This window comes from Terriglobales bacterium (assembly GCA_035561515.1).
Classification (GTDB): domain Bacteria; phylum Acidobacteriota; class Terriglobia; order Terriglobales; family Acidobacteriaceae; genus DATMXP01.
Genome location: DATMXP010000010.1, coordinates 1 through 11,250, shown reverse-complemented (window position 1 = coordinate 11,250; position 11,250 = coordinate 1). Strand labels below are relative to the sequence as shown.

12 protein-coding genes are annotated in these 11,250 nt (G+C 57.1%); 4 read left to right on the top strand and 8 right to left on the bottom strand.

The features are described 5' to 3' along the window. Window positions 1–54: 54 nt before the first annotated feature. The 3 genes from VN577_04310 to VN577_04300 all read right to left on the bottom strand — a co-directional run bounded on the left by VN577_04310 (window position 55) and on the right by VN577_04300 (window position 2,781). Window positions 55–1,362, bottom strand: coding sequence for a hypothetical protein (locus VN577_04310; GenBank protein ID HWR14027.1), 1,308 nt, complete (start codon window positions 1,360–1,362; stop codon window positions 55–57). Then, window positions 1,359–1,943 (bottom strand): hypothetical protein, encoded by a 585-nt coding sequence (locus tag VN577_04305; GenBank protein HWR14026.1) that lies wholly within the window; start codon window positions 1,941–1,943, stop codon window positions 1,359–1,361. Before VN577_04305 ends, VN577_04310 begins: the two co-directional genes overlap by 4 nt. A gap of 184 nt (window positions 1,944–2,127) precedes the next feature. After that, window positions 2,128–2,781 (bottom strand): pyridoxamine 5'-phosphate oxidase family protein, encoded by a 654-nt coding sequence (locus VN577_04300; GenBank protein ID HWR14025.1) that lies wholly within the window; start codon window positions 2,779–2,781, stop codon window positions 2,128–2,130. A gap of 121 nt (window positions 2,782–2,902) precedes the next feature. Between VN577_04300 and VN577_04295 the strand changes: the two genes are divergently transcribed. Then, window positions 2,903–4,360 carry a serine hydrolase domain-containing protein gene (locus VN577_04295; protein HWR14024.1) on the top strand — a complete coding sequence of 486 codons (1,458 nt, stop codon included), beginning with the start codon at window positions 2,903–2,905 and terminating at the stop codon, window positions 4,358–4,360. A gap of 101 nt (window positions 4,361–4,461) precedes the next feature. On the opposite strand, the gene rpoD is transcribed toward VN577_04295, so the two are convergent. Further along, the gene (gene rpoD, locus VN577_04290; GenBank protein HWR14023.1) at window positions 4,462–6,159 is read right to left on the bottom strand and encodes an RNA polymerase sigma factor RpoD; all 1,698 of its coding nucleotides are present in this window, start codon (window positions 6,157–6,159) and stop codon (window positions 4,462–4,464) included. A gap of 339 nt (window positions 6,160–6,498) precedes the next feature. On the opposite strand from rpoD, the gene VN577_04285 reads away from it, so the two are divergent. Further along, window positions 6,499–7,125: an LON peptidase substrate-binding domain-containing protein gene (locus tag VN577_04285; protein ID HWR14022.1), complete on the top strand. Its 627-nt coding sequence runs from the start codon at window positions 6,499–6,501 to the stop codon at window positions 7,123–7,125. Between the two features lie 7 nt (window positions 7,126–7,132). On the opposite strand, the gene VN577_04280 is transcribed toward VN577_04285, so the two are convergent. The 4 genes from VN577_04280 to VN577_04265 all read right to left on the bottom strand — a co-directional run bounded on the left by VN577_04280 (window position 7,133) and on the right by VN577_04265 (window position 10,147). Next, on the bottom strand, window positions 7,133–7,891 hold the full coding sequence (locus VN577_04280; protein ID HWR14021.1) for an alpha/beta hydrolase: 759 nt from the start codon (window positions 7,889–7,891) through the stop codon (window positions 7,133–7,135). Between the two features lie 2 nt (window positions 7,892–7,893). After that, window positions 7,894–8,880 carry a DUF2971 domain-containing protein gene (locus VN577_04275; GenBank protein HWR14020.1) on the bottom strand — a complete coding sequence of 329 codons (987 nt, stop codon included), beginning with the start codon at window positions 8,878–8,880 and terminating at the stop codon, window positions 7,894–7,896. A gap of 61 nt (window positions 8,881–8,941) precedes the next feature. Further along, a complete protein-coding gene (locus VN577_04270) occupies window positions 8,942–9,544 on the bottom strand; it encodes an HNH endonuclease (protein ID HWR14019.1) in 603 nt (200 codons plus the stop codon). A gap of 3 nt (window positions 9,545–9,547) precedes the next feature. Then, window positions 9,548–10,147: a ComF family protein gene (locus VN577_04265; protein HWR14018.1), complete on the bottom strand. Its 600-nt coding sequence runs from the start codon at window positions 10,145–10,147 to the stop codon at window positions 9,548–9,550. 63 nt (window positions 10,148–10,210) lie between these two features. Here VN577_04265 and VN577_04260 point away from each other — a divergent pair, with 63 nt between their 5' ends. Then, on the top strand, window positions 10,211–10,498 hold the full coding sequence (locus VN577_04260; GenBank protein ID HWR14017.1) for a hypothetical protein: 288 nt from the start codon (window positions 10,211–10,213) through the stop codon (window positions 10,496–10,498). A 62-nt stretch (window positions 10,499–10,560) separates the two neighbouring features. Further along, a complete protein-coding gene (locus VN577_04255; protein HWR14016.1) occupies window positions 10,561–11,124 on the top strand; it encodes a sugar O-acetyltransferase in 564 nt (187 codons plus the stop codon). The last annotated feature ends 126 nt before the right edge of the window (window positions 11,125–11,250 follow it).

The following is an 11,250-nucleotide window of genomic DNA, read 5'->3' as shown; positions in this document are numbered from 1 at the left end:
CCGGTAGACACAGCATTGCTGAAATCAGAAACGATAGGAGGACGATTTTGTTCTTCATCTTCCCGCTCCTGCAGGTGATGTCGAAGCAGGTTGAGCGGGAGGGCTATCGAAAATGTCGTATGTCTCGTCCGTACCGTTCAGGATGATACTGATCCCGCTCACCGTCTGCCCGGCTGCAACGTTGACGGAGCCTGGTTGCGCCAGCCAGTTGAACGAGTGAAACATGTCCCAATCTGCGTTCGATTCCTGTGTCTCCCAGTATTCCTCTGGACCGGGGATCGGTGCCGATGGATAAAAAGGCCCCATGCTCCCGGAATCGGACAGAGAACGCACCTCGATTGTGTACCTGCCGGGAAGAACGGGGATATCGTAACGTCCGGCCAGCGTTGGGCTATGGCTGCCAAACTCTGATCCAGGGTTGTCGCCCCACGTGCCTCCGCTGCAAGCTGAAGCAGGGACGCAGGGCAGATAATCCGACGTATACCTCTGCCCGATGTTATTGGTGAAACGATATCCGGACACGCTGGAGAAGGCTGTCACGTGTGTTTCGCCGACTCGCCTGGCAATTACCAACATCCCCTGAACAGGGGTGATTCCGTCGCGAAACAGGATGTCACCCGAGATGTTGCCGTAGTAGGAAGAGAAGTTTTGGCCAGGATAAAGCTTGGCGAACCACGCCTTGTCATCTGGTTTCAATGTCGCACTTGTAGGCGTAATAAGGTTATAGAACATGGTTGGAGTGTTATCGATGTCAGTCTGCGTCCAACCCGTTTCGAACGGGGCAAGTACATCGGTGTGTTCAAGACCGAGAAAGTGGCCTAATTCGTGAAGGATTTCCACCTGCAGGTATGCGGTCGGCATGTCCGACGGCTGCGAAAGGAATGTCAGAGCAGTTTGGATCTTCCCTTGCGCGGAGATTTTGCACGTACCACTGAAGCCGAGCACGTTTGAATCACCGGTGAGCTGTCCGATGAGGACGCCGTTATCGAAGATGATCGGAGATTGTTCGCCGGCATCACACGAAGCGGAGACGGCATCGTACTCTGCAACCGTACTCACATCACTGTCCGCAACACCTTGTATGGAACCGGCGTTCTGAGTCGTCAACGCAGACCCGGGCACCTGGGTCCACTGCTGGAATGCATTGCTCACGCTGGTGGATGCACCCAAGTTCGTCAGCAGTCCCAGCGGGCCGCCGTCGATGCGATATTGGACGGGTGCAGACTGATCCCAAACGATGACTTGACCTTCCGTGCCCAGTGTTGGCCCCCCTACGCTTATGGGACCTCCGGCAGTGGCGGGTACGCTCTTCAGAATCACGAACAGCAGAGTGAACAGGAACGATGCGCTCACGCGTCTCATTGGGACCTCCCTGATTCGCGCAAGTACGCCTGCACGCTCTCCTCAACAACCTCAATTGGCACCGGACCCGGACGTTTCCTTGAGTTGGCGATCACATTTCTTGACAGTGCTGACATTCTCGTCGGAGCACCTTGCTCGATAGAGTCGGTAAAAAGGTAGGAGTTCCGGGCTCCGTTTACAGCCGATGTCTTTCCTTGAGCGTCCGTGAATAAGCGAAATCGCCCCTGCTCCAAGCCTACCGGCGAAGTCAGGCCGATCTCAGTCGTGCGGTTAAGAAACAGCAGAAGGTCTTGTCCCGCGCGGTACCCCGCAGCCGACCGAACATCCCGAACGTCCCAGATAAACTGACGGAAGGTCAGGGTTTCGGCCGCTTTGCCCTTAAGCGACTTGTTCACGCGAAGTGTAACGACAACCGTTCGCAGATGTTTGTATTCGGGATGAGGTTCCACCTCAACGGAAGCGACCCGTCCCCGCACTATCGTCGCCGCCTGCTCGGTCATCTGCGCAAGAGTCACTGGGCGCGTGAGCGCTCCGCGCTGTGCAAATAAAGGGAATGCGAATAACAGGAGGAGTAAAGACATGAACGCGCGAGGCAATCGAGCCGGCATCATCGGGCCCTCCGAAGCTGACTTGCACGCGCATTGTACTCACAAATTTCCTGTCCGCACGGCGAAAAAGGAACGATTTCCAAATTTGGGAATTCCGAAACGGGAGCAGCTCCCCTCCCGCTTGAACGGACACGTTATCAAGACAGCGATGCCGAAGCTAGCTGGGATCCTCTGAAGAATGTCTGCGCAGATAATCCGGGATACGCGCCGACGGCGACAAGCGTGCGTCCGGCACTGGCGTGAGCGCTCGCGTTTCCATGGGAAGAACGCCTGCCCAGATCGACAACGCATAGTCCTCTTCGTCGTCCACAGGCGGCCCGGTGCGGATCTTTGCCGACGCTTCTTCGATCACGAACTCGAGCACGCTGGTGGCTTTCAACTCCTGCTCATTCGGCGGTCGGACATCGTCCCAACGCCCGCGCATCACTTGTTCGGAAATGACCCGCAATGCGTGGTTCTTCGCATCCTCGCCTTCGATCTTCGTCGCCGTTCCGAAGGCCACCACGGACCGGTAATTGATGGAGTGATGAAATGCTGACCTCGCGAGCACAATGCCGTCAACCAAAGTGACTGTCACACAGGCCGGTATACCACTCGAAAGCTCGCGCAGCATCCGACTTGCGGCCGAGCCGTGGATGTAGAGCTTGTCGCCGTCGCGCCCATAGAGCGTTGGAATCACGAAAGGCTGTCCGTCTACGACGAAGCCGACATGTGCGAGGAAAGCGCTGTCAAGAATCCGATGGATCGTCTCGGTATCGTGCGCGCCACGCTTGGGCAGGCGGCGGAGTTGTGTGCGCTGAGTTAGCTTCATGGGTACTGTACAGATGATATCGTCCGTCGTTTTTCTTCGAAAAATTCCCGCAAGAACCTAAACCAATTGCATTTTGTCTCGTCTAAGCGTTTCGTCACTATTAAGGAGACAGTGTTTGAACGTGAAGAAGCTCGCAGTTTTTGTCGTACTTTTTGGGGCGGCTGCATCTGCGGAAACAACATCGGCGACCTTGCCTGAGACCAAGCCGGGGCAAATCATGACTGCCTGGTTCAAGCTCTGTGATGCCCCAGACCTCAAAGCATTGACGAACTGGACATCGCAAAACCTTTCTGAACGCGCGCTGAAGCGGTTTCCTGCTGAAGGTCGCGCACAGGACGACTATGACGAATGCACGGCCACTAGCGGATATCGCATCGCCAAGGTCACGAGATCGGAGTCGAAGTCGATCGAGATGCTCGTTGTCGGAAGGAAGACGGGCATTTGGAGCAACTACAGCATCGAACTGAATGACCAGGACAAGATCGATCGGGCGAGGTTCTTTCCCACCACTCCTCCCGAGGAATCGCTACCCAAGCACCTGAGCGACGAGGCGATTGCACGAGAGCTAACGTCGCACATCGCGAAGGCTTCGCAAGCAGGTTTGTTCTCAGGCATCGTCAGCATCGCGCGCGGGACAAAGACCATAGCTTCAGCCGCCGGAGGATACGCGAACCACACGAGCAAAACTCCAATCACCGGTTCGACGCAGTTCACGTTGGGATCCCTAGGCAAGATGTTCACGGCAGCGGCAATCGGGCAACTCGTAGATCAGAAGAAAATCAGTTTCGACGATGCCATCGGAAAATTCTTCCCTGATTATCCGAACCAGACCGTGCGCGAGAAGGTAACCCTGGGAATGCTTCTTACCCACACATCCGGTATGGGCGATTTCCTGGGGAAGCGCACCCCGGACATGATGAAAAACGGCGTAAAACGGGCTTCTGATTTCATGCCCCTCTACGACAAAGACGAGCCACAGTTTGCACCGGGCAGCAATAGGGCCTATAGCAATGCCGGATTGGCCTTGGCGGGAGCAATCGTCGAGAAGGTTTCAGGCGAAGCGTACCCGGACTACATTCGCAAGCACATCTTTGAGCCCGCCGGCATGACGAATAGCGACCCGAACAATATCCCCCATCGCGACCCGCGCATGGTCACGCCGTATACGAAGTTCGGCCCAACTGGTCCGGCAAAATATTGGCGTGAGGCGGAAGCCGACATCGGCAGTCCAGCGGGTGGAGCGATCTCAACCGCCGACGACCTGGTCAAGTTTGCCGACGCGCTCCGCACTGGCAAACTCGTGAGTCGCGCCACGTTCGAGGAACTGGCCAAACCACGCGGCGGCGAAACCACAGCCTTCGGCGGAAAGTATGGCTATGCCATGGAAATCAAGGAAGTGTACGGGCAGACCGCGGTCGGTCATGGCGGCGGATTTCCGGGCGTCAGTACGCACCTGTACATCATTTTGAATTCGCCGTACACCGTGGTTGTTCTCGCGAACCAGGACCCACCGGCTGACGCAAACGGGGGCTTATACGCCCTGGGACTCATGGCGGAACGAGCGAAGCGGAAGAACTAATCACGCGAGGAGACAGAGCAGGTTTCGAGCGACGTTTGTACGTACACAATAAGAAAGGAAAGGCCCGGTCCAAAGACCGGGCCTTTCCAGCTATCGGTGAGTTAGTCCCTTACTCCATCCATAAACGCTCTCAGCTTCCTCGACCTCGACGGATGACGCAGCTTCCGCAACGCCTTGGCCTCGATCTGGCGGATACGTTCACGTGTTACGGCGAACGACTGGCCGACTTCTTCGAGCGTGTGCTCGCTTCCGTCTTCCAGTCCAAAGCGCATCTTGATGACCTTTTCTTCACGCGGTGTGAGCGTGCGCAGCACCTGTGCGGTCTGCTCTTTCAGGTTCACGTTGATGACGGCTTCGGCCGGTGAAACTACCGCGCGGTCTTCGATGAAGTCGCCGAGGTGCGAATCTTCTTCTTCACCGATCGGCGTTTCCAGCGAGATGGGCTCCTGTGCGATTTTCAGGACTTTGCGGACCTTGGCGACAGGAATGTCCATGCGCTTCGCGATTTCTTCTGACGTAGGTTCGCGTCCGAGTTCCTGCACCAGCTGACGCGACGTGCGGATCAGCTTGTTGATCGTTTCGATCATGTGCACCGGAATACGGATGGTGCGGGCCTGGTCGGCAATAGCACGCGTAATCGCCTGGCGGATCCACCACGTTGCGTACGTGGAGAACTTGTAACCACGGCGATACTCGAACTTGTCCACGGCCTTCATCAGGCCGATGTTGCCTTCCTGAATCAGGTCAAGGAACTGCAGACCGCGGTTCGTGTACTTCTTCGCAATTGAGACCACCAGTCGCAGGTTGGCTTCGATCAACTCGCGTTTCGCCTGCTCGGCGTCCATGTCGCCCTGGATGATGTCGCGCTGTGTGCGCTTTAGATCATGGGCGGTGGCGCCGGCTTCGGTTTCGAGATGCTCGAGGTCCTGGCGCAGAGTCCGGCACTGCTTGCGCAATTCCTTCTTCTGCTCGTCGTTGCGGCTGGCTTCGGCTTTGCGTTCCGTGCTGTCGATCTGGCGCTCGAGCCCGCGCATCTGCTCGACCATCTTCATCAGGCGGTCGGTCAGGCGCTTGCGCTCCGGATTGGTGAAGCCCAACTTGCGCACCGCGCGAGAGAGCTTAACCAGTTCGCGGCCCAGCGACATGCGGCACTTGCGATACTCTTTCGATTTCTTCTTCCCAACCGGGAAACCTTGCAGCTTTTCGGTCAGGACCGCGCCCTTCTTGTAGTACTTCCCGATTTCGTCAATCTTTCCGGTGATGTCTTTCAACCGGTTGATCAGGACTTCTTCGGTGATTTCCTCTTCGTCGAAGGTGACGATTTCCTTGATGGAGCGAACACCCTTCTTCAGGTCTTCGCCAAGAGCGAGGATTTCACGCACCACAATCGGAGACCGCGATAGCGCCTTGAGGACCTTAAGCTGGCCACGCTCAATGCGCTTTGCAATTTCCACTTCGCCTTCGCGGGTGAGCAGGGGGACCGTGCCCATCTCGCGCAGGTACATACGAACGGGATCGTTAGTTTTTTCAAGCGCGCCGGGCGTCAGGTCAAGTTCGACCTCTTCGCCTTCTTCGCTCAGTTCAGCGTCGAAGCGTTTTTCCAGTGTGGACGACGGGAGCTTCGAACCCTCAAGCAAGTCAATGCCCTGGGTACCAATCGTCGTCAGCAGATCGTCGAGGTCTTCGGGCGAATGCAACTCATGCGGTATAAGGTCATTGACCTCGTTATACGTGAGATAGCCCTTCTCTTTTCCAGCGTCGATCAGCTTTTTAATGTCGTACTTATCGTCAATAGGCAATGCAGAGTACCCCTTACGGCGCTCAGCCGAGGAAGTGTTTGCCTCCCCGGAATGTCAGTGTCGGCGGGAAGAACAGGAAATAGGTGCAGAAACCTTCGAATTTTAGCATGCTTCCACGGCTTTTTGAAGCAAAGAAGCAGATTGCTCTTGCATTTCCTTCCGAACTATGAGCGCCGACAAGGTGTTAGATGGTTCTCTGGTTGGTTTGGTTTCGAAACCACGGTCCTGACTACGAATAAAGTCGCGGAAAAGTTCTGGATTTTCTTCTACTTACAGGCGTTCATCGGCGCCATTTGGAAGATAAATTGCCATTCGCCAATGCCTCCTGGAATCGGGCCCGTGCCTTACAATGACTCGGTGCCTTTGATCGCGTTGTTCCCGCTCGACGTCGTCCTCCTCCCTGGTGCCCCCATGCCCCTCCACATCTTTGAAGAGCGTTACAAAGAGATGGTCGGTCAAGCCCTGCTCGAAAACCAGTCATTCGGAATTGTTCGCGCCCAGGAGGGTTCCGTAGCCGAAATCGGATGTCTGGCTGACATCTCCGAGGTGGTAAAGAAGTATGACGATGGCCGACTGGATATCGTTACCGAAGGCAGCAAGCGATTCCAGATTGAGGGGCTCGATCAGGAACGTGCTTTCCTTCGCGGCGACGTTACATTTTTCGACGACGACGAAGCCACCCCGGCTCCCAAACCCGAGGCCGAGAAACTAATCGAGTTGCACGGACAACTCCTGGCGCTGGCCGGAGCAGAAGCGAGCGGGATCGAGTTGGATGATGCTCAGCTCTCTTTCCACTTGGCTGGATCGGTACCCTTGGATCTCGATTTCAAGCAGTCGCTACTCGCCATGAAATCGGAGCCTCAGAGAGTCACCGCGATGATCGAGTACTACACCGTCCTCGTGCCCCGGTTGAAACGAACACTGCGGGTAAAGGAGAAGTCTCGCGGTAACGGGCACGCGATGTGACCTGCTGCTACGCCGTGAGGGACTTTACCGCTTTCAGAATCTCCGGGAAGGCTTTGGTTCGCGGATCCACCATGGCCATGTGGTCAGCTTCGGCGATCTCGACCAACTCCACCTTCTCGCCTTTTGATCTCTTCTCAGCGACATAGCGGCGCGAAAACTCTGGCGGCACGACCTCGTCGGCAGAGCCGGTAATCACCACCTGCGGGACCGTGATGCGCAAGTCGAAGGGAGAAGCCTCGCGGTAGCGGTCAGCGGATTGCGCTGGAGTGCCACCCATGAACTCCACCACCGCATCGTTGCTAAGGTGAAGGTCATAAGCCTTCTGGAGATCGAGAACTCCCGCGAGCGAAATTGCGCCATCCAGCGTTGGTTCTTTGGCGGCCAGGCACAACGCGAGGTGCCCTCCTGCGGAATGCCCCATCACCACAATTTTCTTGAAGCCCCACTCCTTTGCATCCTGCCGGAAGAACTTGTATGCACTCTGGATGTCCTCCACTGTCCCAGGCCAACCGCCGCCCGGATTCCCCACCCGCCGATACTCAAGATTTACGGTCGTGAATCCAGCATCGGTCAGCGCTGCGCAGAACACGCCCGTGTGCTCCAGATCGTATTTCGCTCGCCAGAATCCGCCGTGAATCATCATCACAGCCTGCGAGGGACCTCCCCTCTTAGGCCTGCGGATGTCTGCAAATTGGAACGGATCGTCTCCGTAGCGGACGCGCTGGTCCGGCTTCGGAGGTCGAATTTCGAGGATGTCTTGGCTCATGGTCAGCTTCTCGCCGGGATCTCACTCTTCCGGATTTCAACCGACTCGTAGCCGTTGTTCCGGAGCAGGATCTCGAGCGCCCTCATCGCAGAACGCATGGCAACGTTCGGTCCGCATGTGATGGACTTGATCGGAAGCTTCGGCCCTTCCTTCCCGCGTTTTGGAGCCACCTTGGCGTTCGGCATAAATTCCACGTGCGAGACGAGCTCTTCGCCTTCCAGCCGAACCGCAAATTCCTGGGTCGACAAGTAGCGTTCCTCCGCGGTGATGAGGGGTTGGAAGATAACTCGCCATTCCTGCTCCTCTTCAAAGCCGGGATGCTTCACTGTTGCCGCCCACGACGACAAAACCACACGCGCAAACTCCACGACCGTAGCCTCGGGGCCGGGAGCTTTCTTGCTGCCGTTCCGCACCTGCGTTTCGATCGTATCCGTCAGTTCACTGATTAAATCCTGCAGGCCCTTGTCTTGCTTGCGCGGATCGTATTCCACCTTCGCCAGGCGAAGATTGCGTCCCAGGGCATTCGTCGTGAGGGTGAGTTCACCCTTGAGCACAAGCGGATCGAATTCGGCGGCGAATCCCTGGGTCCCCGCATAAGCCCGCCACTGGCTGAGCAGGTTCCCTTTTTCGCAGAACGCAACGAAGTAGGCATCGACGAACGGCGAATCGGGCTCATTCATCAACCGAAGGACTTCCGTAAACACCTGCTGCGAACGCTCGGGCAGTTTCCGCGATTCCACCAACTCGCGCAGGTTCTTCATGATGATCTCGAATCCATAAACGACTTCCATCCAGTCGTTCATGTATTGCGCGCCACTGGCCCAGAGCCGGTCGCTGCGGATGATACCGCGAATGCCTCCCGCACCCGTGTAGTGAAACAACGGAGGCACCGGGTCCGGAGGCCGCGCGTGCCGGCGCATCCACTCGCGTGCGAGCTCAAGGCCGAGTTCGGGTGTCGCTTTCTTCCGGGACTTCGTCGCTGGTTTCATCACTGCGAATAGTAAAGCCTCCGGTCGTCCGGAGGCTTAGGAATTGTTTCTACTCGAGCGCTCAGTAGAAGAGATACTTCCTCCATTTATCGTCCGAGTGTCCCAGCAGCCGCATGATGTGCCGGCTGGTATGCAGGTTGAACGGACGCGGCTCCTTCAACAGCTTCATTCCGGCTTCCGTCGGAGTGCGGTTCCCTTTCTGGCGGTTGCACGTGTGGCAGCACGCGACGAGGTTCTCCCAGGTCGAGCTTCCGCCGCGGGAACGCGGCATCACATGATCGAGCGTGAGCTCGCTCGCGGGTAATGGCGTCCCGCAATACTGGCAACAGTTCCGGTCGCGCAGCAGGATGTTCTTCCGCGAAAGGGCTCGGGTCTGGTGCGGAATACGACGGTATTCCGTCAAGCGAATCACCGAGGGCACACGCATCGCCAGGCGCGCGGCATGCATCGTCGCGCCGTTGCTCTCTTCGGCCATGGCAATGCCCTTCAGCACCAGGACAATCGCCCGCCGGGCAGCGCAGACGTTGATCGGCTCATAGGACGCATTCAACACGAGCACCGGTTGATTCATGGTGCCGCGTCCGTTTCCGCCGTGGGTGAACGGTTGAAACTGCTCGGTGCTGATCGGTTGTGGCCTGATCGTGTTATGACCCTTTGCGTGCATAAGCTACGCATAAGCGCCGGCCGCCATCGCCAGCGCATGCTCTTGTTCTCCTTCTACCCGCGCGAAAGACGATTCTGCCTTCAACACGCGGGCAACAGTCGCTACCCAAACCTTTCCGGCACCAGCCTTGCGCAAAACACGGGCGCATTCGGAAACCGTAGTGCCTGTCGTGAACACATCGTCAACCAGTAGGATGTCGCGCTTCTGCACTGAGTTCGTGGCACGAAATGCGCCACGCATGTTGGCGATGCGCTGCTGACGAGTCAATCCTGTCTGCGATTCCGTCGGACGCTTCCGTTCCAGCAACTCGGGAGCAAGTTCCAGCTTCAAGCCGCTGGCTTTCACCATCGCCTGCGCGATGTGCTCTGACTGATTAAACCCGCGTTGCTTCCGTTTGGTTTCGTGCAGCGGAACGGGCACGACCAGAGGCAGGTCGGAACCGAAGTCGGAGGTAATGTCTTGAAGGGCTTCCGCAGTCATGCGGCCAAGGATGTCAGCGGCTGGCATGACGCGGTCGTACTTCAGAAGGTGAATCAGTTCACGCAATCCAGCTTCATAGCTGCCGTAAGCGGTCGCCTTTTCGTAAGGCGGCACTTCCCTCATGCACTCGCCGCAAAGGGTCTGGGCGACACCCGAAAAGAGTCTTTCCCCGCAAAGCAGGCAACGATGCCCTTCGACAGGTTCGATCGCGGAGAGACAGTCAGGACAAACGGGCAAGCGGGAACTTACATTCAGCGGGAGCGCGCAAAGGCGGCAGTCTGTGGGGAACAGGAGGGTCACTACGCAGTCGAGCGCCGTACGCACGACGTTACTTACTACGGAGCCTCTTCGTCGTCGGAAGAGGGCCTCTCGGACCCGAGTTCGATCTCCGGTACAGCTGAAGACGATCCTCCTGAGAAGTTTCAGTATAGAACGGTGTCACTGCGGAACGCAACGACGGTCGCTGAAGTTTAACCATCGGGTCATGGAATTGGTACAGGTGAAACCTTCTTCCCTCGTTGAGGTTCTCACCACTGATGTCCGAAAAGCAGCCCGAGAAACAGAAGATGCTCGCGGGTGAACTCTATCGGTCCACCGACGCGGAATTGGTGGCGGAGTTGTCGCGCGCGCAGCGGCTGTTGCGCGAGTTCAACGCCATCCCTAACGAAGATGTTGAAACCCGCTTCACTTTTCTACAAAAACTGTTCGGCCACATTGGGGAGGCGACGCAAATCCGGTCACCCTTCTTCTGTGATTACGGTTCGAATATCTCGATGGGCGGTAATTCGTTCGTCAACTACAACTGCGTCTTCCTGGACTGCAATCGTATCTCGATCGGCGACTACGCCCAGATCGCACCCGGCGTCCATATTTATACGGCCTGGCACCCGCTGGATCCGGGCATCCGCGAAAGCGGACTCGAAGCTGCCTCACCGGTCATAATCGGCCGGAACGTCTGGATCGGTGGGGGCGCCCTCATCTGTCCTGGTGTGACGATCGGCGACGATTCCGTCATTGGCGCCGGCAGCGTTGTCACCCGGGACATCGCCGCCCGCAGTCTCGCGGTGGGTAACCCCTGCCGAGTGGTCCGGAGTCTTTAACGTTTCTGTGGGTTGTGGCACCTGGACCGCTGAGGGTGAATGGCCGGGGTACCCCCCCTCCCCCCCTCTTTTGGGTTCCTATAACAAAATAAAGCACTTATGCGCGGCACGGGCGCTACATATAAG

Excerpts from the sequence above, each read along its gene's own strand:
- VN577_04310 (HWR14027.1), bottom strand. The coding sequence starts at position 1,362 with ATGAGACGCGTGAGCGCATCGTTCCTGTTCACTCTGCTGTTCGTGATT.
- VN577_04305 (HWR14026.1), bottom strand. The coding sequence starts at position 1,943 with ATGTCTTTACTCCTCCTGTTATTCGCATTCCCTTTATTTGCACAGCGC.
- VN577_04300 (HWR14025.1), bottom strand. The coding sequence starts at position 2,781 with ATGAAGCTAACTCAGCGCACACAACTCCGCCGCCTGCCCAAGCGTGGC.
- VN577_04280 (HWR14021.1), bottom strand. The coding sequence starts at position 7,891 with ATGAGCCAAGACATCCTCGAAATTCGACCTCCGAAGCCGGACCAGCGC.
- VN577_04275 (HWR14020.1), bottom strand. The coding sequence starts at position 8,880 with ATGAAACCAGCGACGAAGTCCCGGAAGAAAGCGACACCCGAACTCGGC.
- VN577_04270 (HWR14019.1), bottom strand. The coding sequence starts at position 9,544 with ATGCACGCAAAGGGTCATAACACGATCAGGCCACAACCGATCAGCACC.
- VN577_04265 (HWR14018.1), bottom strand. The coding sequence starts at position 10,147 with ATGAGGGAAGTGCCGCCTTACGAAAAGGCGACCGCTTACGGCAGCTAT.
- VN577_04260 (HWR14017.1), top strand. The coding sequence starts at position 10,211 with ATGCCCTTCGACAGGTTCGATCGCGGAGAGACAGTCAGGACAAACGGG.
- VN577_04255 (HWR14016.1), top strand. The coding sequence starts at position 10,561 with ATGTCCGAAAAGCAGCCCGAGAAACAGAAGATGCTCGCGGGTGAACTC.